Origin of the sequence: Myroides odoratimimus (genome assembly GCF_004337635.1) — a bacterium.
In the GTDB taxonomy this organism is placed as follows: domain Bacteria; phylum Bacteroidota; class Bacteroidia; order Flavobacteriales; family Flavobacteriaceae; genus Flavobacterium; species Flavobacterium odoratimimum.
Genome location: NZ_CP037427.1, coordinates 2,541,047 through 2,565,806 on the forward strand (window position 1 = coordinate 2,541,047; position 24,760 = coordinate 2,565,806).

The following is a 24,760-nucleotide window of genomic DNA, read 5'->3' on the forward strand; positions in this document are numbered from 1 at the left end:
TGATATACAGGTTATAATGTTTTTATGTACTTAAAAAAAAATTAGAAAAAAGGAACCTTTAGTAGGATTGCCCTTCTCTAAATGGAAACAAATGAAGGAAATAAGATAAATTAGAGAGGGTATTCTTATTTTTTGACTGTAGTAAGAGAGATAAAGAGAAAAAGTGCTTTTAAATTTTGGGGTAATGTGATGTCACGGATTATAAATCCGCGCCAACGAGTCTATTGAGTTAATTCTGTGAGTCACTGATTTAAAGTTACTTATTCGTTATCTATGTCACCCTGACGATAGGAAGGGTCTCACACGTAACTCTACAATCATGTAGGATGGGATTCTTTGCAGGCTCAGAAAGATATCGTGAGTGGATGTATAGGATGGTATTCTTCGTAGACTCAGAATGATTACAACTGAAAATATTAATCATATAACACGGAATTACTAATCCGTTATTTATGTCACCCTGACGATAGGAAGGGTCTCACACGTAACTCTACAATCATGTAGGATGGGATTCTTCGCAAGCTCAGAATGATTACAACTGGAAATATTAATTGTTAATCATATAACACGGAACTACTAATCCGTTATCTATGTCACACTTACGATAGGAAGGGTCTCACACGTAACTCTACAATCATGTAGGATGGGATTCTTCGCAAGCTCAGAATGACAAAAGAGGTGTAGTAGGATTTACTGAGATTATTAAAAAAAGAAAGGTTGAACTCAGTGATGAGATTCAACCTTTCGGAAGTATAAACAGAAAGTGAAAAAATTATTTGATGATGAAGTTGATAATTTTCTTTTCGTTATTGATTAGAATAACTGCGATGTATTTACCACTTTGTAAATGTGGTGGGAGGTGAATACTGTTCTCTCGGTTGGGAAGTTCTGCCTCTAATACCTTGTTTCCTAGTATAGAATATATTTCTAGCCTAGCAGGACTAAAAGTGGTTCTATCCATATCAAAAACAATATTGATTATTTTGTTTTGATTTACTGGATTTGGGAACAGTTTGACCTTGTTTGTATTATTGATCTCTATAATTTGTTTACAGGTATAGACTTTTTCTCCTTTATCCGTTGTCAGTATTAAGTGATGTTGAACTTGATTATTGTTATTGATATCACTGTACGCTCCTGCTACATAATAGTTATTTGTACTCACTAGCATATCATCTCTATACCAATTAAATGAGGTGAAGTTAAAACCTCCGTTTGTGGCTGAGTTCATATTTATGACAAAAGAATTATCTGGCTTCATTATCGCTACTTTTTCGAAAGGTACGGGTCTGATTAGTTCTATTGTGTATTCTCTAGTGAGTGTCTGTGATTCAGATTTAACTGTTACAGGAATTGTAAACGTACCTGCATAATGTAATAAGTATTCCTCTTTTATGTTGTTAGTGATAAAAGCTCCTGCACTTAATTCATTAAACTCTATTCGAGCATATTTTTCTCCACAAGGCAAGATGTATGTTATCTTAGAGGTTGGGTTTTTAAACACTTGTTCATTAATAGATAATTCAACTATATCAGCTGCTTCATCATCACTTCTGATGACCAAAGTTGCTGTTATTACATAAGGCATTGGAGCATAATTACTACTTCCTTCAATGGTAGCTTTTACTTGATATTTCCCTATTTCTGTATGTGTATTGTTTTCATAAGTTACTTTTAGAGGATGGGGTAAGTTTCCTGTCAAGGTAAGTGTTTTAGGTTGACCGTCATATACAAAAGCTTGGTTGGCAAAAGAAATGAATTTGTGTATATCAAGTGGTTTAATTGTAAGATTAGCTGTGCGTTTGCTAGTAATATAATTATCGCCTTCTAGTGTAACACTAGCTTTGTAAATGCCTGCGTCTGTGTGAATATTATTTTCGTAAGTGGCAGTCACTCCTTTAGGCAGTTTCCCTTTGATTAAGATCTTCTGAGGTTTACCTGTATAATCCACTGTAAGTTTGCTAAATGTGATATTGGTTAGTTTAGCTTTCTCTATTGTTAATTTGGCTGTTTTAGTACCAATAAGTATTGATTTATAATAGAAAGAAGCTTTTATACTATATTCTCCTGCGTTGTCATAGTAGTTTCTGTCATATTCTACATTGACTTCATTAGGAATATTGTATGCTTCTAGTTTATGAGAGTTACCATTGTAAATAACAGATTTGTTTTCAAATATAACGTTGTCCAGCGTTGGTAGAGTTTCGCCTTCGTGGCTTATAGCTAATATTGCTGTCATTGTATAAGGCATAGGAGTGTAGTTATTACTTCCTTCTAATGTGGCTGTAACTGTATAGTGTCCAATGTCTGTATGCGTATTGTTTTGATATGTAATACGTAGCCCTTGAGGTATATGCCCTTCTATATTTAAAGATTTTGGCTGTCCATCATACTTGAACGATTGATTCTTTAATCTCACTAATCTAGTCAGATCTGCTGGTCGAATGATCAATAGATTTGTACGAGTACTCGTGATATAATTGTCTCCTTCTAGTTTCACGGAAGCTTTATATTCTCCTGCGTTAATATGTTTATTGTTTTGATAGGTTGCTTTGACTCCTAGTGGTAACTCTCCTTCTAGTAGGAGCTGATGAGCTGTACCTGTATAATTAACTTCTTTTTTACTGAACTTTACACTAGTGATGGGAGCTTTCTCTATAGTAAGCGTTGCTCTTTTATGTCCTAATAAAATATTTTGATAATAAAAGTCTGCAGTGATGATATAAACACCTGAATTAGTAAAGGAGTTATCACTGTACTTTACAGTTACATCATGAGGAAGGTTTGTAGCAATAATCTTGTAGGGTTGACCACTGTAAATAGCAACTATATCTTTAAAAATTATATTATCTAATGTAGGGAGTTCTTCCTGTTCTTCAGTAATGGATAAAGTCGCAGACAGGGTATAAGGCATCGGTGTATAGTTAGAACTACTACTTAATGTTGCTGTTACTTTATGGTTCCCTATTGCTGTATGTGTATTATTAGTATAAGTAAGCGTTAGCTCTTGAGGAACTTCACCTGTAACAGCTAGTGACTTAGGCTTACCGTCATATACAAACGACTGGCTTTTTAATTCGACTAATTGAGTGATATCAGCAGGTAATATGACTAGCTCGTTTGATCTGGTACTTGTGATATAGTTATCTCCTTCTAATTTTACAGAAGCTTTATAGATACCTACGTTAGTCGCTCTGTTGTTTTTATAAGTAACGGTTACTCCTAGAGGTAGTTCTCCTTCTAATAGAAGTTCATGTTCTTTGCCATCATAGGTTACTTCTTTCTTACTAAACTTGACTCCTGTGATACGTGCTTTCTCGATAGTCAGTGTAGCTGACTTAGTTCCTAGTAAGATGTCCTTGAAATAGAATGACGCTATGACTTGATAAACACCAGCATCAGTATACTGGTTCTTATCATAAGAGACTCTTACGTTATTTGTTAAATTAGTTGCTTCTATAGTAATTACTTCTCCAGTGTATGTTTCTGTTTTATGTTCAAAGATTACACTATCAAGAGAAGGTAATTCTTCTTGTGCTTCAGTAATCGATAATGTAGCAGACAGAGAGTAAGGCATCGGCGTATAGTTATCACTACCACTTAATGTTGCTGTGACAGTGTAATTGCCTATTTCTGTATGTGTATTATTAGTATAAGTAAGCGTTAGTTCTTGAGGTATTTCACCTGTAACAGCTAGTGACTTCGGTTTACCGTCATATATAAACGATTGACTCTTTAGCTCGACAAGTTTGGTGATATCAGCAGGTAATATGATTAGCTCATTTGATCTAGTACTTGAGATATAGTTGTCTCCTTCTAATTTTACAGATGCTTTATATGTACCTGCGTTAGTAGCTTTGTTGTTTTTATAGGTAGCAGTTACTCCTAGAGGTAGTTCTCCTTCTAATAGTAGTTCGTGTTCTTTGCCATCGTAGGTTACTTCTTTTTTACTAAACTTTACTCCTGTGATACGCGCTTTCTCAATAGTAAGTGTAGCAGACTTAGTTCCTAGTAAGATATCCTTGAAATAGAATGACGCTACTACTTGATATGTACCCGTGTTGATGTACTTATTTAGGTTGTATTTTACAGTTACTAAGTCAGGAAGATTAGTTGCTTCAATCGAGATTACTTCTCCAGTGTACGTCTCTGTTTTATGCTCAAAAATCACTTTGTCTAAAGAAGGTAATTCTTCCTCTTTCTTTGTAATTGATAAAGTTGCAGACAGCATATAAGGCATCGGTGTATAGTTATCACTACCACTTAATGTTGCTGTTACCGTGTGATTCCCTATTGCTGTCTGTGTATTATTAGTATAGGTAAGCGTTAGTTCTTGTGGAACTTCTCCTGTAACGGTTAGTGACTTCGGCTTGCCATCATATATAAACGACTCACTTTTTAGCTCCACTAGTTGAGTGATATCAGCAGGAAGTATGATGAGCTCGTTTGATCTGGTGCTTGTGATGTAGTTGTCCCCTTCTAATTTTACAGAAGCTTTATAAGTACCTGCATTCTTATGAATATTGTTTTTATAAGTTGCTGTTATACCTAGAGGTAGTTCTCCTTCTAGTAGAAGCTCATGTTCTTTGCCATCATAAGTTACTTCTTTCTTACTAAACTTCACTCCTGTAATACGTGCTTTCTCGATAGTCAGTGTAGCTGACTTAGTTCCTAGTAAGATGTCCTTGAAATAGAATGACGCTACTACTTGATATGTACCCGTGTTGATGTACTTATTTAGGTTGTATTTTACAGTTACTAAGTCAGGAAGATTAGTTGCTTCAATCGAGATTACTTCTCCAGTGTACGTTTCTGTTTTGTGTTCAAAAATCACTTTGTCTAAAGAAGGTAATTCTTCTTGTACTTTAGTAATTGATAAAGTCGCAGATACTCTATATGGCATTGGTGTATAATTACTACTACCACTTAGTGTGGCTGTGACAGTATGGTTACCTACTTCTGTGTGTGTATTGTTAGTATAAGTAAGTGTTAGTTCTTGTGGAACTTCACCTGATATTATAAGTGACTTTGGCTTACCATCATATATAAAGGATTTACTTTTTAGCTCGACAAGTTGAGTGATATCAGCAGGTAGTATGATGAGCTCATTTGATCTGGTACTTGTGATATAATTGTCTCCTTCTAATTTTACAGAAGCTTTATAAGTACCTGCATTCTTATGAATATTGTTTTTATAAGTTGCTGTTATACCTAGAGGTAGTTCTCCTTCTAGTAGAAGCTCATGTTCTTTGCCATCATAAGTTACTTCTTTCTTACTAAACTTCACTCCTGTAATACGTGCTTTCTCGATAGTCAGTGTAGCTGACTTAGTTCCTAGTAAGATATCCTTGAAATAGAATGACGCTACTACTTGATATGTACCCGTGTTGATGTACTTATTTAGGTTGTATTTTACAGTTACTAAGTCAGGAAGATTAGTTGCTTCAATCGAGATTACTTCTCCAGTGTACGTTTCTGTTTTGTGTTCAAAAATCACTTTGTCTAAAGAAGGTAATTCTTCTTGTACTTTAGTAATTGATAAAGTCGCAGATACTCTATATGGCATTGGTGTATAATTACTACTACCACTTAGTGTGGCTGTGACAGTATGGTTACCTACTTCTGTGTGTGTATTGTTAGTATAAGTAAGTGTTAGTTCTTGTGGAACTTCACCTGATATTATAAGTGACTTTGGCTTACCATCATATATAAAGGATTTACTTTTTAGTTCCACTAATTGAGTAATATCAGCAGGTAGTATGATGAGCTCATTTGATCTGGTACTTGTGATATAATTGTCTCCTTCTAATTTTACAGAAGCTTTATACGTACCTGCGTTAGTCGCTCTGTTATTTTTATAAGTAGCAGTTACGCCTAGAGGTAGTTCACCTTCTAATAGTAGTTCGTGTTCTTGACCATCGTAGATTACTTCTTTCTTACTAAATTTGACTCCCGTAATACGTGCTTTCTCGATAGTCAGTGTAGTAGACTTAGTTCCTAATAAAATGCCCTTGAAGTAGAATGAAGCTATTACTTGGTAAACACCAATGTCAGTATACTGGTTCTTATCATAAGAGACTCTTACGTTATTAGGAAGGTTAGTAGCTTCAATTGAGATTGTCTCTCCTGTATATGTTTCTGTTTTATGTTCAAAGATTACACCCTCTAAAGAAGGTAACTCTTCCTCTTTTTGTGTAATTGATAAAGTCGCAGACAGCATATAAGGCATCGGAGTGTAGTTAGAGCTACCACTTAATGTTGCTGTTACTATGTGATTGCCTATTGCTGTATGTGTATTATTAGCATAAGTAAGTGTTAGTTCTTGAGGGACTTCGCCTGTAACAGCTAGTGACTTCGGTTTACCATCATATATAAACGACTGGCTTTTTAGCTCGACAAGTTGAGTGATATCAGCAGGAAGTATGATGAGCTCGTTTGATCTCGTACTTGTGATGTAATTGTCTCCTTCTAATTTTACCGAAGCTTTATAGATACCTGCATTAGTAGCCTTATTATTTTTATAAGTAGCGGTTACGCCTAGAGGCAATTCACCTTCTAATAGAAGTTCATGTTCTTGACCATTATAGGTTACTTCTTTCTTACTAAATTTCACTCTAGTGATACGTGCTTTTTCGATAGTCAGTGTAGCAGACTTAGTTCCTAGTAAGATGTCCTTGAAGTAGAAGGAAGCGACTACTTGATAAACACCAGTATTGATGTATTCATTTTGATTGTACTTTACAGTAACTAGGTTAGGAAGGTTCGTTGCTTCGATTGAAATAGCCTCTCCAGTGTACGTCTCTGTTTTATGCTCAAAAATCACTTTGTCTAAAGAAGGTAATTCTTCCTCTTTCTTTGTAATTGATAAAGTTGCAGACAGCATATAAGGCATCGGTGTATAGTTATCACTACCACTTAATGTTGCTGTGACAGTGTAATTGCCTATTTCTGTATGTGTAGTATTAGTATAAGTAAGTGTTAGTTCTTGAGGTACTTCACCTGTAACAGCTAGTGACTTTGGCTTACCATCATATGTAAACGACTCACTTTTTAGCTCGACAAGTTGAGTAATATCAGCAGGTAATATGATTAGCTCGTTTGATCTGGTACTTGTGATGTAATTATCTCCTTCTAATTTTACAGAAGCTTTATAAGTACCTGCATTCTTATGAATATTGTTTTTATAAGTAACTGTTACGCCTAGAGGTAGTTCTCCTTCTAATAGAAGTTCGTGCTCTTTGCCATCGTAGGTTATTTCTTTTTTACTAAACTTGACTCCTGTAATACGTGCTTTCTCGATAGTTAGTGTAGCTGACTTAGTTCCTAGTAAGATGTCTTTAAAGTAGAATGACGCTATTACTTGATATATACCAGTGTTGATGTACTCATTTTGGTTGTACTTTACAGTAACTAGGTTAGGAAGGTTGGTAGCTTCAATTGATATAATCTCTCCTGTATATGTCTCTGTTTTATGTTCAAAGATTACACTGTCAAGTGAAGGTAATTCTTCTTGCTTCTTAGTAATCGATAACGTAGCAGACAGCGTATAAGGCATTGGCGTATAGTTGGAACTACCACTAAGTGTTGCTGTTACTGTGTGATACCCTACTTCTGTATGCTTGTTGTTTTTATAAGTAAGCGTTAGTTCTTGAGGGACTTCGCCTATAACGGCTAGTGACTTTGGCTTACCGTCATATATAAACGACTCACTTTGTAGCTCGACTAATTGAGTGATATCAGCAGGAAGTATGATTAGCTCATTTGATCTAGTACTTGTGATATAATTGTCTCCTGATAAAGTTACAGAAGCTTTGTACGTACCTGCATTCTTATGAATATTGTTTTTATAAGTAGCGGTTACTCCTAGAGGCAGTTCTCCTTCTAATAGTAGTTCGTGTTCTTTACCATCGTAGGTTACTTCTTTTTTACTAAACTTCACTCCCGTAATACGTGCTTTTCCGATAGTTAGTGTAGCAGACTTAGTTCCTAGTAGAATATCTTTAAAGTAGAAGGTAGCTACTACTTGGTAAACACCAGTATTGATGTACTCATTTTGGTTGTATTTTACAGTTACTAAGTCAGGAAGATTAGTAGCTTCAATTGAAATAACCTCCCCTGTATACGTTTCTGTTTTGTGTTCAAAGATTACATTGTCTAAAGAAGGTAATTCTTCCTCTTTTTGTGTAATTGATAGTGTAGCAGATAGGGTATAAGGCATCGGCGTGTAGTTAGTACTGCCGCTTAATATTGCTGTTACTGTGTGATTCCCTATTGCTGTATGTGTATTATTAGTATAAGTAAGAGTTAGCTCTTGAGGAACTTCACCTGTAACAGCTAGTGACTTCGGTTTACCATCATATATAAACGACTGGCTTTTTAGCTCGACAAGTTGAGTGATATCAGCAGGAAGTATGATGAGCTCGTTTGATCTCGTACTTGTGATGTAATTGTCTCCTTCTAATTTTACCGAAGCTTTATAGATACCTGCATTAGTAGCCTTATTATTTTTATAAGTAGCGGTTACGCCTAGAGGCAATTCACCTTCTAATAGAAGTTCATGTTCTTGACCATTATAGGTTACTTCTTTCTTACTAAATTTCACTCTAGTGATACGTGCTTTTTCGATAGTCAGTGTAGCAGACTTAGTTCCTAGTAAGATGTCCTTGAAATAGAAGGAAGCTATTACTTGGTAAATACCAGCATCAGTATACTGGTTCTTATCATAAGAGACTCTTACGTTATTAGGAAGGTTAGTAGCTTCAATTGAGATTGTCTCTCCTGTATATGTTTCTGTTTTATGTTCAAAGATTACACCCTCTAAAGAAGGTAACTCTTCCTCTTTTTGTGTAATGGATAAAGTCGCAGACAGCGTATAAGGCATCGGAGTGTAGTTAGAGCTACCACTTAATGTTGCTGTTACTGTGTGGTTCCCTATTTCTGTATGTTTGTTGTTTTGATAAGTAAGTGTTAGTTCTTTAGGTACTTCATCTGTAAAGGTTAGCGATTTTGGCTTACCGTCATAGATAAATGATTGGCTTTTAAATTCCACTAATTGAGTTATATCAGCAGGTAGTATGATGAGCTCGTTTGACCTCGTACTTGTGATATAGTTATCTCCCTCTAATTTTACAGAAGCTTTATATGTACCTGCATTAGTCGCTCTGTTGTTTTTATAGGTAACAATTACTCCTTTAGGTAGTTCTCCTTCTAATAGCAGTTCGTGTTCTTTACCATCGTAGGTTACTTCTTTTTTACTAAACTTGACTCCCGTGATACGTGCTTTCTCGATAGTCAGTGTAGCTGACTTAGTTCCTAGTAAGATATTTTTAAAGTAGAATGAAGCTACTACTTGATAAACACCAGCATCAGTATATTGGTTCTTATCATAAGAAACTCTTACGTTATTTGGTAAATTAGTCGCTTCTATAGCAATTACTTCACCAGTATACGTTTCTGTTTTGTGTTCAAAGAATACATTATCAAGGGATGGTAGTTCTACTTGTTTTTTAGTAATTGATAGTGTAGCAGATAGGGTATAAGGCATCGGCGTATAGTTAGAGCTACCACTTAATGTTGCTGTTACTGTGTGGTTCCCTATTTCTGTATGTTTGTTGTTTTGATAAGTAAGTGTTAGTTCTTTAGGTACTTCATCTGTAAAGGTTAGCGATTTTGGCTTACCGTCATAGATAAATGATTGGCTTTTAAATTCCACTAATTGAGTTATATCAGCAGGTAGTATGATGAGCTCGTTTGACCTCGTACTTGTGATATAGTTATCTCCCTCTAATTTTACAGAAGCTTTATATGTACCTGCATTAGTCGCTCTGTTGTTTTTATAGGTAACAATTACTCCTTTAGGTAGTTCTCCTTCTAATAGCAGTTCGTGTTCTTTACCATCGTAGGTTACTTCTTTTTTACTAAACTTGACTCCCGTGATACGTGCTTTCTCGATAGTCAGTGTAGCTGACTTAGTTCCTAGTAAGATATTTTTAAAGTAGAATGAAGCTACTACTTGATAAACACCAGCATCAGTATATTGGTTCTTATCATAAGAAACTCTTACGTTATTTGGTAAATTAGTCGCTTCTATAGCAATTACTTCACCAGTATACGTTTCTGTTTTGTGTTCAAAGAATACATTATCAAGGGATGGTAGTTCTACTTGTTTTTTAGTAATTGATAGTGTAGCAGATAGGGTATAAGGCATCGGCGTATAGTTAGAGCTACCACTTAATGTTGCTGTGACAGTGTAATTGCCTATTTCTGTATGTTTGTTGTTTTGATAAGTAAGCGTTAGTTCTTGAGGTATTTCACCTGTAACAGCTAGTGACTTCGGTTTACCGTCATATATAAACGACTCACTTTTTAGTTCCACTAATTGAGTTATATCAGCAGGTAGTATGATGAGCTCGTTTGATCTGGTACTTGTGATGTGATATAATTGTCTCCTGTTAAGGTAACAGAAGCTTTATATGTACCTGCATCCTTATGAATATTGTTTTTATAAGTAACTGTTACGCCTAGAGGTAGTTCACCTTCTAGTAATAATTCGTGTTCTTTGCCATCATAGGTTACTTCTTTTTTACTAAATGTTACTCCAGTGATACGTGCTTTTTCGATCGTAAGAGTTGCTAATTTTGTTCCTAGTAAGATGTCTTTGAAGTAGAAGGAAGCGACTACTTGATAAACACCAGCATCAGTATATTGGTTCTTATCATAAGAGACTCTTACGTTATTTGGTAAATTAGTCGCTTCTATAGTAATTACTTCTCCAGTGTACGTCTCTGTTTTATGCTCAAAAATCACTTTGTCTAAAGAAGGTAATTCTTCCTCTTTCTTTGTAATTGATAAAGTTGCGGATAGGGTATAAGGCATCGGAGTGTAGTTAGAACTACCATCTAATGTCGCTGTTACTGTGTGGTTCCCTATTTCTGTATGTTTGTTGTTTTGATAACTAAGTGTTAGTTCTTGAGGGACTTCCCCTGATATAGTAAGTGACTTCGGTTTACCATCATATATAAAAGACTCACTTTTTAGCTCGACTAATTGAGTGATATCAGTAGGTAATATGATTAGCTCGTTTGATCTCGTACTTGAGATATAGTTGTCTCCTGTTAAGGTAACGGAAGCTTTATATATACCTGCGTTAGTAGCTTTATTATTTTTATAAGTAGCGGTTACCCCTAGAGGTAGTTCACCCTCTAATAATAGCTCGTGCTCTTTACCATCGTAGGTTACTTCTTTCTTGCTAAACTTCACTCCCGTAATACGTGCTTTTTCGATAGTTAGTGTAGCAGATTTAGTTCCTAATAAGATGTCTTTATAGTAGAATGAAGCGACTACTTGATAAACACCAGTATTGATGTACTCATTTTGGTTATATTTTACAGTAACTAAGTTTGGAAGGTTCGTTGCGTCAATCGAGATGACCTCTCCTGTATATGTTTCTGTTTTATGTTCAAAGATTACACTATCAAGAGATGGTAATTCTTCTTGTGCTTTAGTAATTGATAAAGTTGCAGATACTCTATATGGCATTGGTGTGTAGTTATCACTACCAGTAATAGTAGCTTCTATTTGATGGTTTCCTATAGCATTCTGTCCATTATTTTTATAGGATACTTTTAGTTCTTTAGGTAAAGGAGAGGTGATTTTTAAGAACCTAACAATCCCATCATATTTAAAAGTTTGACTTTTAAATTCAATAATTTGAGTTAAGTCAATTGGCGTTATTGTTAAAGTGTTTGTTCTAGTACTTGTAATATAATTTTCTCCTGTAAGTTTTACTGTTGCTTTGTAAGTACCAGCATTAGTGTGTTTGTTATTAGAGTAAATAGCAGTCACTCCATTAGGTAAATCTCCTTTTAGTAATAGAGTATGAGGTTCTCCATTATATAAAACAGATGTTTTATTAAAGGTAACTCCTGTAATTCTAGCCTTTTCGATTGTAAGAAAAGCTGTTTTGGTACCAAGGAGAATGTTTTTAAAATAGAAAGAAGCCTTTATTTGATAATGACCAACTTCTCGATAGTCATTTTTACTGTATTTTACAATAACATTATCAGGTAGATTATTAGCTAATATAGATATAGTTGATCCAGTGTATGGAGTGGTAAGGTTTTCAAAAGTAATATTTTCTATACCAGGAAGCTCTTCTGATACTTCCTCTTTAGTAATTGTTATAGTAGCTTTGAGTTCTAGAGGAATTGGTGTGTAATTTTTACTACCTGTTATTGTAGCAGTCACTAAGTGGGAGCCTATTTCTGATTGATTATTACCTTTATAAGATATATAAAGACCAGAAGGTAGTTTTTGATTTAGGAAAATAGACTTTGATTGTCCATCATAAACAAACATCTGACTAGTTAAGGTATATTTACTCGATATATCTATTGGGAGTATAGTAAGGGTGTTAGAACGAGTACTAGTAATGTGATTTTTTCCTGCTAGTCGAACGCTCATTTTATACACTCCTGCATTGGTATGAGAGTTATTTTGATAAGTAGCAGTGACTCCTTCAGGTAATTCTCCACTTATTTCAAGAGAATGTTTAGAACCATCATATACAACTTCTTTTTTTCGTAAAGTAACACCTGTAATTCTAGCTTTGTCAATATTAAGCCTAGCGGATTTTGTTGTAATTAAAATATTGTTTTCATTGTAAAAGTAAGCTTTTACAATATATGAACCAGCATTAACGAAGCCATTTTTATCATACTTCACCGTTACATTATGAGGAACATTAGTTGGTTCATGATAAAATGTCTCTCCTGTATAGGTTACAGTTTTTTCTTTAAAAACGAAGTTATAATATTTGTAGTTAGAGTTATTTGTTTGGGAGATATGGGAGGAGGAATTATCAGATTTCGAATAGATATTACTATAAGAACGTTGTGAAAAAACACATAATAGAGCACACAACAAGGGGAATAATTTTTTAACCATAGTAAACATGTATTAACTTAAATTATTATATAAAATATAGTATATCAGATGGATATATATAAATATACAGTCAGTGCCTACATGTTTAAAAGTTAATATATTAAGTTGTTGTTACGTCAAGGTTATCAGGAGGTAAATATTTGTTTGATTAATTGTATTAGAAGGTACTTTGTTTGTTTCTATTAATATTTAGTTTTTACGTGAAAGAGAATTATAAGATATAAGAGGTGATTTAAAGCAAAAAAGCGATGGAGATCTCCATCGCTTTTTTTTATTTCTTGGTAATTTCATTTTGTGTTTGTACTTCTTTAGCTTTCACTACTTCTTTAGCCTTTGTCCATTTAGAAGGGTCTTCTTTTAAGTCTAGGTAGTATTCATAGAGCATCTTAGTTAGTTCTACTTCTACGCGCTTACCTACGAAGTGTTTATTGGTACTGAAGTATCCATATATAATCCCGTCTTTCTTTACGATAGGAGGTTTATCTGCATGTATATTCCAGGGAGAGTAGCTACTGGTCTGGTCTCCATAGATGCCATATTTATTCCAAATTGACTTTTGGCTGTATAAGTTCCCATACGTTCCATAGGTATTCCATATAGAGTTAGCCTCTTTGGCATCACAGCTTAGGCAACCTAGATATTCTTCTTTACCATCATTGGTATATAACTCAAGCTTTTGGGCATAGGTGCCAACACTTAGTAGAATAAGAAATAGTATATAATGGAATTGTCTTTTCATGTGTTCTTTTGTTTGTCGGCAAATTACAAAAAATTTCAAAATAAGAAATGTCAAATTTTAGCAATATTCTTAAAAATGCTGTAAACTGTAATATTATTTTGATGAACGGCTTTTATGTTGTGTTTTTTACACTTTATACACAGGATTAGAAGGGATGTTGTTATTCGATTTTTAAGGTAATAAAAAGGAATTGTTGCTTAAATGAAGTGGTTTTTGGAAGGGATTTAGAACTGTTTTATTAGGTGAAAAAAGAGAGATTTTGTATATTGTAAGCTTTGTTTTGTATTAAAAAACTTCTTAATCATGCTTTTCAAATTATTTTATCTCTTTACTAAAATAGGACTTTTTACCATTGGTGGGGGGTATGCTGTGATTCCATTAATCGAAAAAGAAATAGTTTCTCGCGATTGGTTAACTCAGGACGAGTTTTATGAACTTCTAGCTATAACTGAGTCTCTTCCTGGTGTGTTTGCTACCAATATAGCCGCCTTAGTGGGGTTTAAGATTAACGGGGTAAAAGGGGGAGTAGTCGCAGCACTAGGCACTATATTAGCTCCCTTTACTATTATACTTCTCATAGCAGTTTTTTTTAGTCGATTTCAAGAAAATGTTTATGTGATAAAGGCGTTTAAAGCCCTCAGACCTGTAGTAGTAGCTCTCATCGCGGCACCGTGTTATACTGCTATTAAGGCTAATAATATGACAGCAAAGACGTTGATATTTCCCTTAGTAGCTCTAGGCATGATGTGGGGATTAGGTGTGTCTCCAATTTGGATTGTAATAGGGGGATGTGTAGGAGGAATTGTATATCATAGTATAAGAGAAAAAAGTAAAGCATAAGATATGATATTTTTAAAATTGTTTTGGGTATTCATAAAAATCGGTACTTTTGGGTTTGGTGGAGGATATGCTATGCTGTCTCTTATTCAAGAAGAAGTTGTAGAGAAGAATCAGTGGATCAGTAGAGGAGAGTTTACAGACCTTATAGCAGTTTCTCAGATGACACCTGGTCCTATAGGGATTAATTCGGCTACTTATGTTGGTTATAGTGCATTACATGGTGCGGGATATTCTCCTATGGTAGCTATACTCGGGTCTGTCATTGCTACTATTGCCCTTTGTCTACCTTCTTTTATGATGATTTGTTTGATTTCATATTTCTATTTAAAGTTTCGATCTAATAAGTATTTTTCATATGCCTTAATGGGGATTAAGCCATTGAGTATAGCTTTGATTGCCCTAGCAGCTGTATCACTAATAGATCGAGAGAGCTTCTCTGATTATTACAGTATAGGCTTATTTATTCTGGCTCTTATCTGTTCTATCAGGTTTAAGATACATCCTATCCTTATTCTTTTTGTTACAGCTGTCGTAGGGATATTGATTTATTGAGAGAATAAAATAAAATTATTTCTCAGGTAGTTTAGGCTTATCTATTAACATAGGTTTAGATGATAAGGCTTGTAAAAAAGCAATTATAGCAAGTTGTTCTTCTTTTGTTAGTCCTAACTTTTTAATTAAAGGGGATGTAATAGGAAATAATGAATCGTTTTTGTATTCTTCTCTTCTGTAAGGAGTGTTCATCCCAACATTATACATTCCAATCACACTCTCTATAGTAGGAAATATACCTTGATGAAACCAAGGGCCTGTATGTAAGACATTGCGAAGACCTGGTGTTTTCATTTTACCAACATCAGCAGCTTTATGAGTTACATTATATCTTCCTAAATCTTCTATTTTCCTCTTATAAAAAGTAAAACCTTCATTGTGGTATTGTAAATCTGTAAAGTAAGGTCCATTATGACAATTAATACATCTAGCTTTGGTTCGAAATAGATGTAATCCATGTACTTGTTGATCAGATAAACTTTGATAATCCCCATTTACAAAGTTGTCAAAGGGTGTTGGGTTAGAAACAATAGTCTTTTGAAATAGAGCAATAGCATCCAATATTCTGTCTTTAGTGATAACGGTTGTACCATAGGTTTTCTTGAAGTGTTTTTGATATCCTTTTATAGTTGCTATTTTGACAGGCAAAGAGTCTATGTCTTGGAACATTTCGACATGGTTCTCAATAGACATCATCTGTTGTTCTTGTAAACTATTCGCTCTTCCATCCCAAAACAGTTCTTTTTGTATCCATACATTTTCTATAGTAGGAGTGTTTCTAGTTCCGACTAATCCTTCATGACCTATAGCTAAAGTTTCTTTATCTGCCCAATGTTCTGAATCTATATGGCAGGTAGCACAGGCTATTTTATTAGAAGAAGATAGTCTAGGGTCATAAAAAAGAAGTTTCCCTAACTCGACTTTATTTCTATCTTTTTTATCAATCAGAGGAGGAGATAGGAGAGCCCCTAGTTCTGTAAATACAGCTGTACTGTCAAGAGTAGGAGTTGGCCAAAGAGAAGCAGGACGCTCATAAGCATGACGCAACTCTTCAATAGAGTGGTAAGTAGAAGATGATGTGTCTAAACGATGAAAACTTAAGAATAAAATGGTCAGTAGTAGTGTAGCTAGATAGATAGCCTTATTCATTATAAATATAATTTTAAACTTAGATTAATACTGTTACGATCTCTGTCCTTTGATTTTAAAAAGTGACCTGAAATTGCAAAATATAAACTGTATTGGTTCAACAAGGTTCTATTGCCATAGCCTAATTCTCCTTGTACTCCCCAAGCATTATTATTGTAATAGTGATAATCAGGAATGATTACCTGATCTGTAAAATTAGTGTGTTGTGTATCAGGAATGGTTAAATCATTGGTTAGTTTGAATCTGTATAAAGGGGTAATATTAACTTGATAGAAATGTTTGTGTTGATTGAATATAGTGTTTAATATTACCTTGTTTAATAATTGTTTCTCATCTCTATAGACACCGATAGCATAGTCTTTACGGACTGTAGAGTATAATGTGTGATCTAATCCTACTTGTAAATCTGTATCTTTCCAAAGATTAGAGAATGAACCTATAAATTGAGCATTGATATTGTAGTGATCTACTTTGTAATTTAACCCTTCTATTAGTCTCAAGTTTTTTCCATCATAGTTACTGTATTTTAGATTGACTTGATACTGATTTTGAACTGAAGCAGTATAAGTTAACATTCCTTGTAGAAGTAATTGCTCTTGTTTAAATCTATTTGTTACATCAAACCCTTGTTTATATTTATTAAGCTCTGCATTTTCGTCATAATAACTTTTTTGAGCTAATGCTGCTATTTTTATTTTTTCTCCAGAATATTGATATGCAAACTTGTAAGCATTTTCTTTTGCTTTTCGATCTAACAGAAGATTCTGATCGCTAAGAACAATATCTCCATACCCTAAACTGATATTAAGAAAGCGTTCTTTGTATTTGTTGCTACTTTTGTATTCATTGTTTTTATACATGATATTGTTTTCTTCTGTCATCTTTCCATAAGATAGACCAATACCGATAGCATGTTTATGAATATGCCAAGCTACATCTGCTTTATAACGGATAAAATAGTTAACTACATCTGGTCTAGGGTCATTGTTACCTGTAGTCCAATTGTAATCAAAGTCTAAACCGAACCCAATGAATAGTTTTTGTTTGACTAGTTCATAACTCATCATTGTATTGGCTAAATACTGTTGATTCTGAAAATTATTAGGGTGATTAGCATAGAAATAAAAGGGATTAAAGCCTTCTTTTTTTCTTCTAAGATCATTCGCTAAGTGGTTCTCAAATGTTTTGTCATAAGCAAAGTTGCCATATACTTTAAATCTATGAATATCTGTAAAGCCTTCTGCTGAGAACTTAAAGTCTTTACTATTTTCTGCTTCTTGACTTTTTCTGTAGTCACCTTTTGCCTTGTTGTAGTCTAAGGCTAACTTTCCAAATTCTTCTGTTTGATCATTTAAGAAAAGTATGTGTTTAGGGACATAAGCACGTTGATTCTTCTGAATATACCAAAGATCTAAGTACTCAGAATGATTCTGAGCACTTAAAATCTGGCTAAAAAGTAGACTTATAAAGATTGATAATTTTCTCATGGGATTAATTAGTAAAAGAGTCTTCTCCTTTAGATACTATTGGTTTTTCTATCACTACGAAATCTTCTGTAGAGTTATCAGTGTCTTGCAGTACACGACGACCATTCTTTAATTTATATCTCGTTTTTCTCAATAAAGATTGACTAGAGTAAGTTCCGTTTGGTACGAAAGTACTTCCTTTATCTACAGATTCAGGTACTTTACGTGGAGCTACACGACTGTCTTTAGAGTGTCTAACCTGTACTCCGTCAATAATGTATTCAACAGGAATTCTTAGGCACTGTGTTGAGTCATTCTTTTTAGGAGCTTTGACTGTAGGGAATGATTCTACTGCTATATCTTTTGGTAACTGTACTAGTAATATTCCATCATCAGTAGCAAAACGCATAGCTAAGTCACTATTTTGAGCTTTAATGACTTTCATTTTAGCAATACCTACAGTATTAAGGTTATAGCGATACTTCGCTTGTGTAATATCAATGCCATATTCTTTTTGTAAATAATCTAAAACATAAACATCAAAATCAGCCTTGCTTAAATCGACTGTCTTATTAGGATCTACAAACTCTGATGGCTTACCAATGACGAAGTTTTTAGTGTGGTCAATAGCTGTAGAAGCAATAATCATACTTTTACCTGGCTCTATTGGATATTGTGAACCTCCGCCTGGAAATTGAAGTACTTTTTTAGCATATACATAGTCCTTGTTTAAATCTCCTTTTCCTGTGTTTTCAGCTGCTTTTGTCCAATCGTATTGACGAGAAGGTAAGTAGCTTGAATCATCAGAACCTGTAGCTTGACTGTTAGTAGTATTGTGGAGCATTACTAATAATATTCCATCAGCATATAAGGTTTCGGTACTGTTATTATAGATTTCTAAAAATTGATCTCTATACCCGGAGCCATCTTGTAAACTAGAACCAGCGTAGAATATTTGTTTAAAGATTAGACCAGATTGACTAGTCTTGTTCATCTGTAATTCTATTTTGATTTCATTAGCATCAGTCACTGCTAGATTGTCAATATTAGCAGTGAAAGTAATAGAATCTTCTTCTATTTTTTCTTCATTGCTTTGAGAAGAGTCGATTAATTGATTATAGGCTTGTTTACTCATCGTTAGTTTAGCGATGATATTATAATTTCCTACTCTTAAGTTTGCTGTTGCAATACCTTGATTGTCTAGTGTTACTGTGTTTTTATTCCCATTAGCTCTATTGGTAAACTCTATTGTTGTACCTTCTAGAGGAATATTAAGATTGGTGTTTTCTTGTGATACTGAAGCGACAAATTTAACATTAAGAGTATTGGCAAAGTCACTAGAGTTGTCATCTTTACTACAGCTAATTGCGAATAGGGTGCAGACTACGGAGATGATTAAAAGTAAAGTATTTCTCATTTTGTTTTAAAATTTAATTGATATCGATCCTGTTATACTAAATGGAGCGTTATAGTTAATAATAGACCTTGTTCCATCAGATAACTTTTTTTCTTTGTTTATTCTGATATTAAAGAAGTTATAGGTGTTGATTCCTATTCTTATGTTTTTACGTATTTCTTTTGTGGCATTTAGATTAATGACATAAAATGTAGGTTGTTCATAGTTGCTACCAGCAGTAGAAATAGTCTGTTTAATATCTTCAGGAAGTTCTACTTGGATAGGTTGCATGGCAATGTCTAAATATTCATTAGCGTATTTCTGTTCTGTATTTAAGCTTTTTCTAAACCAAAAAATATCACTGTTCATCGTTACTATAAAACCTATTTTAGGAATGTGGTAAGTCAATCTTAGTTTGCTCATTAAGGATAGCGATTTAGTTTTTGCAGGATAAAAAACAGTGTAATACACTCCATAATCTTGTTTGTAGCTTTCTTCAGAGACTTCGTTATAAGTTGGGTTTTGATCATAATATTCACTATAAGAAAGACTATTAGACAAAGACAAATACATGTTTAAAGGTTTGATCTTTTGAGTAGCAATAGTCCAATCAAAACCATAAGATTTAGAGCGTACACTATTAGTCATATGACGTATACTATAGTTTGTTAAGGTTTTATAGTTTCCTGTAGCTTCATATTGAATAGTTTTTCCTTTCTCTAATTCTCCAATTATTTTGTATTCAGGTACATCGATTGGGAAGTATTCCTTTTTAACTCCAAAACCATTTTTATTATCCTTAAAATACCCAAAGAAGCTATTAGTTAAGAATTTATTACTAAAGGTATATCCCAATTCGAACTGTGTAGATTGAGACGGTTTAAGGTGATTGTTATTATTTTCTATTTTTACTGTTTTAACCAAGTATAAACTATTGTTGATATTAGAATCATCAAAGAAGTTTAGCAGCGGGAAGTCTAACCAGATTGGAGCAGGATAGCGGTGCGCTAGAGATGGTGCCTTAGTAGCTATTCCATATCCCATAGTAATCCTACTGCTAGGAGAAACCTGATATGCTAAGTTTATTCTAGGTTGATAACTAGCTTTGCTATTTTGTACATCCATACGGAATCCAAGATTCCCTTCTAATGGTTTATCGAATAAATACCATTTAAAGTTGTCCATAATGTAGGCTCCATAGTTAGCTTGACCTTCATTTTTTCTGAAATCATAAGGACGTTCGTTCTGGTTGTTATTTTGAAACCATCTAGGCTGATCAGCTTTATAAATAGTTCCTTTACCCAAGTTATCGTGATAGTTAATAGATACTCCTGCTGTGATTAAGTGTTCAAATTTATTTCCAAAAGCATCAGAGGAAATGTTTAAGGTAGATCCTAAACTAAGAGGTCTTCCTTGTATTTCTTCAATAGCAATATATCTACCATCTACATAATAGCCTTCATACACACCTGTAGTATCTCTGTTGGCTATAGGAAAAGGGCCTTTGTTTATTCTTTCTTGGTTGTAAGTATTACTTATTCCATAAGAACCATTAATATTGAGGTTAAGAGATTTAATAGCTCTAGAATTGAATTGTATATTCGTTCTATTAGACCATCTAAAGAACTCATCTGTTGCTTTTAGTTTTCGACTTTGTTGATCATCAGGATCTTCTCTAACACCGTCTAGTCGTTTGCTAAAGCTTAGACTTAAATTATTTTTGACACGTGGTGAGAATGATTTAGTCCAAAGAATACTTTGATTGATTCGATTATATTCTTTAATGTTATCTCTAGGGTCATTGTTACTTTTAGAGTAATTCATAGATAGGTTTAAAGCCCCCCATTTGTTAGGAAGTCCAAAACCTTTAGATAAGCTATATGAAGTGGCTCCTCTATTAATGTTAGTTGTAAAACTATAAGGTGTTTTCCCAGCTTGTTTATTGATGATAATAGCTCCGTCAGTTAATTCCCCATATTTAGCAGAGGCAACACCTTGTACCACTTCTATACTTTCAATATTTTCTACTGGAATTTCACGTAAGTCAACCCCTTGATAAGTAAGATTGGCAATACTACCTGTATTAGAAGAATTTGTTAATCCAAATTGATTTAAACTACGCGTTTGCATATTGGCATCGTTGGAGATAGTTACATCATCTACGATAATAGCTACTCCAAAAGAGTTGTTCATTTGCTGAAGTGTTCCTCCCGTTAATTTATCAAAGCTAGCGCCTCTAAGGTTTATGGTCTGTGCAGTATTTAGGTTTGGCGCCACTGTAGCATGACCAGGTAATGTATTTAATACATCTTTTAAACTGAATGCTTGTACTTCACTAATTTTCTCTTTGTCTATTACTATTGCTGAGTTCGATCCAGACTGTGCTTTAAGTATAGGTGCTGTTATATTAATCTCGTCTAGTGTAATAGATAAATCAACTAATAGAAAACGATTATTGTAAGTAGTAAAAGTTTTGAGGTCTTTAATGTAAATAGACTTCTTATTGGCGTAGTTAATACTGAATGGCTCAAAGTCTTTTTTAGTAGAAAAAGAGAATGTTCCTTGATTATTAGTGTAGTAAACTTCATTGTTATCTAATATAACAGTAGCGAATTCTAAAGGTTGATTATTAGAATCAACAACAGTTCCTTTAAATACTTTAGAACTCTGGGCGACACTATTTCCTGCTAGTAAAAGAAGAAATATGTAGATAAAGTGATGTGAGAGCGACTTTTCTACATTAGATAGTAGTTTCATTATTTGGACTTAATTTAAATAGTGATGCAAATGTATATATTATATCAGTATATAAAATTTAGTTAAATAGTAGGGTTGTGCGTCTTTTGGCTAATGTGTTGATAGTTAGTAGTATTATTTTTCTTAACTAATTTGAGTTATGAATAATTAATATATAGCTATTTAATTATAATGATTCTAAATAGAGTTATATTATTTAGAATTATTCTATTATATAGCTTTGTAAATTAAATAATTCATAAAAATGAAGCGCTATTGTCTTTTTATGTCAAATGAGCAGGGATTAGCCATCGATTATATTCTATTCATTCTTTAAATCTTCTCTACAAACTTTAATCTTAGGAGAAAAAGAATAAACTCTATTTCTTATGACTGCAGTCATAAAATGCGTAGTAGGTAAGCTTCTATATTTGGCTGTAACATTATAAAACAACGAAGACATGTTAACAGGTGAGCAAAAACAATTAATCTTGGCAACAGTACCTTTGCTAAGAGAGAAGGGATTAGAACTAACAAAACATTTTTACTTGAGAATGTTCGAATATCACCCAGAATTAAAGAATGTATTTAATATGGGGAATCAACGTGCTGGCAAACAACAGATGGCTTTAGCGATGGCAGTACTTGGCTATGCAGAAAATATTTCACAGCCAGAGCGATTAATGCCTGTAGTTGATCTAATAGGGCATAAGCACGCCAGCTTATCAATACAGCCAGAACAGTATGAAATAGTAGGAACTCATCTACTAGCGTCTATAAAAGAGGTACTAGGTGAAGCAGCGACAGAAGATATCGTACAAGCCTGGGCAGTGGCTTATCAACAATTAGCAGATATCATGATAGGACACGAACATAAGATTTATCAAGCTAAGGAGAATGAAGCGAATAACTGGATAGGGTGGAAAGCATTCACTGTGAAGAGTAAGGTAGTAGAGTCTGGAGAGATTACTTCCTTTTATTTGGTACCAGCAGATGGGAGTGCTGTTGTACAGCATCAACCAGGACAATATATCAGTATTAAAGTCTTTTTAGAACGAATAGGCCTAGAGCAGATCAGACAATATTCTATATCATGTGCTCCTAATAACGAGTACTATAGAATATCTATCAAACGCGAACTAGGAAAAGAGATCGATATGAATGGTATGATTAGTAATCATCTGCATGACCATATTAATGAAGGAGATACTGTAGAAATTAGTTCTCCGTCAGGAAACTTTGTGCTAAAGGAGAACCAGAGAGATAAAGTGTTTATCAGTGGAGGAATAGGGCAGACGCCTTTATTATCAATGCTAGAGGCATTAGAATTAAGTGGAGTGGTAAATCACAATATTGTGTGGATTCACGGGTGTAGAAATCAAGAGGTACAGGCATTTAGAAATAAACTAAGCTATATTACGAATAACTGTTCTCAGGTGAAGCCAATCTTCTTTTACGACAGTCTAGATCAGGTGGCTGAAGATATAGAAACTTATCAAGGAGTTGTTGATTTATCTACGATTAAGGGATATGAGTTTACGAATGAAGCAGATTACTATTTATGTGGACCACATCCTTTCTTAGAGAAGCAACTTCGTGATTTAAAAGCTCTAAATATCAGTGCAGATCAGATCTTCTATGAAGAGTTTACACCAGCATCTGTTTAACTCGAAATAGTTAATTGACAATATTGGATGTAAGTCTATATTTTTTTAAGCGAAAATACTAAGTGTATTTTCGCTTTTTTTTAGCGTTTGCATCTATAGTTTATTAGTAGCTTTGGATATCAATATAAGTATATAAGGTAGATATTTAAAAGGCAATATGATTACGATAGAATTGTTAACGCAATATGGAGCTGAAATAAGAGAAGTGAAGAAGAATGAAATTATCTTTCAAGAAGGGAATTACCCTAGTCATTATTATCAAGTTGTGTCAGGCAAGGTAAAGATGAATAACTTTAGTGCTGATGGGAGAGAGTTTATACAGAATATTTTTACATCTGGACAGAGCTTCGGAGAGCCACCTCTATTTATAGAAGAGCGTTATCCTGCCAATGCAATAGCCGTGAGCAATGCGAAGATTATTCAATTGCCCAAAGGTGATTTTTATGAAATGATGAGACAAAATAATGAGGTGTCTTTAGCTATGAATAAGAGCCTGTCTAGACGCTTATACTATAAGTCTATTATGGCACCTGATATCGCTTCACAAGACCCTGATAATCGTATTATGACCCTGCTAAACTATCTAAAGTCTCATCAACAAGCTGTGGAAGAAACTTCTCGTCCACTGACCATTGATCTGACTAGACAACAAATTGCAGATTTGACCGGGTTGAGAGTAGAAACAGTTATTCGTACTTTAAAAAGATTAGAGAGTGATAGCAAAGTACAAATTATCAATAGTAAAGTCGTAATTTAATCAAGAACAATACAGAGGTCTTAGATACACCTGTTATTTATCCTAATAAACAAGATAATGAACTGATCGAAGAGTTGTCTCTACTTATCAGAAAACAGTATAGTCTACCTAAGACTTATTTGTTAGAACAGATGCTACAGTACCTTATTTATTCCTTGATTACAGTAGTGTCAAAGTCGTATTATTCTATGACTTTAAAAGAAAACTTACAGAAGAATAGAGTTAATGATATTATGGATTGTTTCTTTGAACTTCTCGATGAATATGGAGTGGTAGAACGCAATGTTTCTTTTTATGCCACACATCTACACTTAACACTACAGCATCTAAGTTCACTAATCAAGAAGAGAACGGGTGAGTCAGTTAAGTCATGGATAGGTTTTGCAGTTATAAACAAAGCTAAAGAGTATTTAAACACCACTTTTCTGTCTGTTAAACACGTGATCAGCTAGAGTTTGCAGATGCATCCTTGTTCTGTAGGTATTTTACGCGCTATATTGGACAGATACCTAA

General features: G+C 34.0%; 12 protein-coding genes. 5 read left to right on the forward strand and 7 right to left on the reverse strand.

Features of this window, described 5'->3' with window-relative positions:
• Positions 1-772 precede the first annotated feature (772 nt).
• From E0Z07_RS11505 to E0Z07_RS11515, 3 genes are all read right to left on the reverse strand, one after another.
• Complete coding sequence (locus E0Z07_RS11505) at positions 773-10,375, reverse strand: T9SS type A sorting domain-containing protein (protein WP_131540769.1); 9,603 nt, start codon at positions 10,373-10,375, stop codon at positions 773-775.
• Positions 10,376-10,383: 8 nt separating this feature from the next.
• On the reverse strand, positions 10,384-12,945 hold the full coding sequence (locus tag E0Z07_RS11510) for an MBG domain-containing protein (RefSeq protein WP_131540770.1): 2,562 nt from the start codon (positions 12,943-12,945) through the stop codon (positions 10,384-10,386).
• Positions 12,946-13,216: 271 nt separating this feature from the next.
• Entirely contained in the window at positions 13,217-13,684 is a 468-nt protein-coding gene (locus E0Z07_RS11515) for a hypothetical protein (protein WP_006259265.1), read from the reverse strand.
• Positions 13,685-13,987: 303 nt separating this feature from the next.
• Here E0Z07_RS11515 and E0Z07_RS11520 point away from each other — a divergent pair, with 303 nt between their 5' ends.
• A complete protein-coding gene (locus E0Z07_RS11520; RefSeq protein ID WP_006263287.1) occupies positions 13,988-14,524 on the forward strand; it encodes a chromate transporter in 537 nt (178 codons plus the stop codon).
• A 3-nt stretch (positions 14,525-14,527) separates the two neighbouring features.
• Positions 14,528-15,076: a chromate transporter gene (locus E0Z07_RS11525; RefSeq protein ID WP_006259263.1), complete on the forward strand. Its 549-nt coding sequence runs from the start codon at positions 14,528-14,530 to the stop codon at positions 15,074-15,076.
• Between the two features lie 15 nt (positions 15,077-15,091).
• On the opposite strand, the gene E0Z07_RS11530 is transcribed toward E0Z07_RS11525, so the two are convergent.
• Genes E0Z07_RS11530 through E0Z07_RS11545 form a run of 4 tightly spaced genes read right to left on the reverse strand, consistent with a single transcriptional unit; the run spans position 15,092 to position 21,844 of the window.
• On the reverse strand, positions 15,092-16,225 hold the full coding sequence (locus E0Z07_RS11530; protein ID WP_131540771.1) for a cytochrome-c peroxidase: 1,134 nt from the start codon (positions 16,223-16,225) through the stop codon (positions 15,092-15,094).
• Positions 16,225-17,712: a DUF6850 family outer membrane beta-barrel protein gene (locus E0Z07_RS11535; protein ID WP_073145545.1), complete on the reverse strand. Its 1,488-nt coding sequence runs from the start codon at positions 17,710-17,712 to the stop codon at positions 16,225-16,227. Before E0Z07_RS11535 ends, E0Z07_RS11530 begins: the two co-directional genes overlap by 1 nt.
• Positions 17,713-17,716: 4 nt before the next feature.
• Positions 17,717-19,108, reverse strand: a complete 1,392-nt coding sequence (locus tag E0Z07_RS11540; protein WP_006259260.1) for a DUF4876 domain-containing protein — start codon at positions 19,106-19,108, stop codon at positions 17,717-17,719.
• Positions 19,109-19,114: 6 nt separating this feature from the next.
• Entirely contained in the window at positions 19,115-21,844 is a 2,730-nt protein-coding gene (locus E0Z07_RS11545; RefSeq protein ID WP_006259259.1) for a TonB-dependent receptor, read from the reverse strand.
• 440 nt (positions 21,845-22,284) lie between these two features.
• Between E0Z07_RS11545 and hmpA the strand changes: the two genes are divergently transcribed.
• The 3 genes from hmpA (at position 22,285) to E0Z07_RS11560 (ending at position 24,699) form a co-directional block, all read left to right on the forward strand.
• Entirely contained in the window at positions 22,285-23,490 is a 1,206-nt protein-coding gene (hmpA, locus tag E0Z07_RS11550; protein WP_006259258.1) for an NO-inducible flavohemoprotein, read from the forward strand.
• Between the two features lie 157 nt (positions 23,491-23,647).
• Entirely contained in the window at positions 23,648-24,247 is a 600-nt protein-coding gene (locus tag E0Z07_RS11555; protein ID WP_006259257.1) for a Crp/Fnr family transcriptional regulator, read from the forward strand.
• Between the two features lie 188 nt (positions 24,248-24,435).
• Positions 24,436-24,699 carry a helix-turn-helix domain-containing protein gene (locus E0Z07_RS11560; RefSeq protein WP_006259256.1) on the forward strand — a complete coding sequence of 88 codons (264 nt, stop codon included), beginning with the start codon at positions 24,436-24,438 and terminating at the stop codon, positions 24,697-24,699.
• Positions 24,700-24,760 lie beyond the last annotated feature (61 nt).

Excerpts from the sequence above, each read along its gene's own strand:
- E0Z07_RS11520 (WP_006263287.1), top strand. The coding sequence starts at position 13,988 with ATGCTTTTCAAATTATTTTATCTCTTTACTAAAATAGGACTTTTTACC.
- E0Z07_RS11540 (WP_006259260.1), bottom strand. The coding sequence starts at position 19,108 with ATGAGAAATACTTTACTTTTAATCATCTCCGTAGTCTGCACCCTATTC.
- E0Z07_RS11535 (WP_073145545.1), bottom strand. The coding sequence starts at position 17,712 with ATGAGAAAATTATCAATCTTTATAAGTCTACTTTTTAGCCAGATTTTA.
- E0Z07_RS11545 (WP_006259259.1), bottom strand. The coding sequence starts at position 21,844 with ATGAAACTACTATCTAATGTAGAAAAGTCGCTCTCACATCACTTTATC.
- hmpA (WP_006259258.1), top strand. The coding sequence starts at position 22,285 with ATGTTAACAGGTGAGCAAAAACAATTAATCTTGGCAACAGTACCTTTG.
- E0Z07_RS11555 (WP_006259257.1), top strand. The coding sequence starts at position 23,648 with ATGATTACGATAGAATTGTTAACGCAATATGGAGCTGAAATAAGAGAA.
- E0Z07_RS11515 (WP_006259265.1), bottom strand. The coding sequence starts at position 13,684 with ATGAAAAGACAATTCCATTATATACTATTTCTTATTCTACTAAGTGTT.
- E0Z07_RS11525 (WP_006259263.1), top strand. The coding sequence starts at position 14,528 with ATGATATTTTTAAAATTGTTTTGGGTATTCATAAAAATCGGTACTTTT.
- E0Z07_RS11510 (WP_131540770.1), bottom strand. The coding sequence starts at position 12,945 with ATGGTTAAAAAATTATTCCCCTTGTTGTGTGCTCTATTATGTGTTTTT.
- E0Z07_RS11530 (WP_131540771.1), bottom strand. The coding sequence starts at position 16,225 with ATGAATAAGGCTATCTATCTAGCTACACTACTACTGACCATTTTATTC.
- E0Z07_RS11560 (WP_006259256.1), top strand. The coding sequence starts at position 24,436 with ATGACTTTAAAAGAAAACTTACAGAAGAATAGAGTTAATGATATTATG.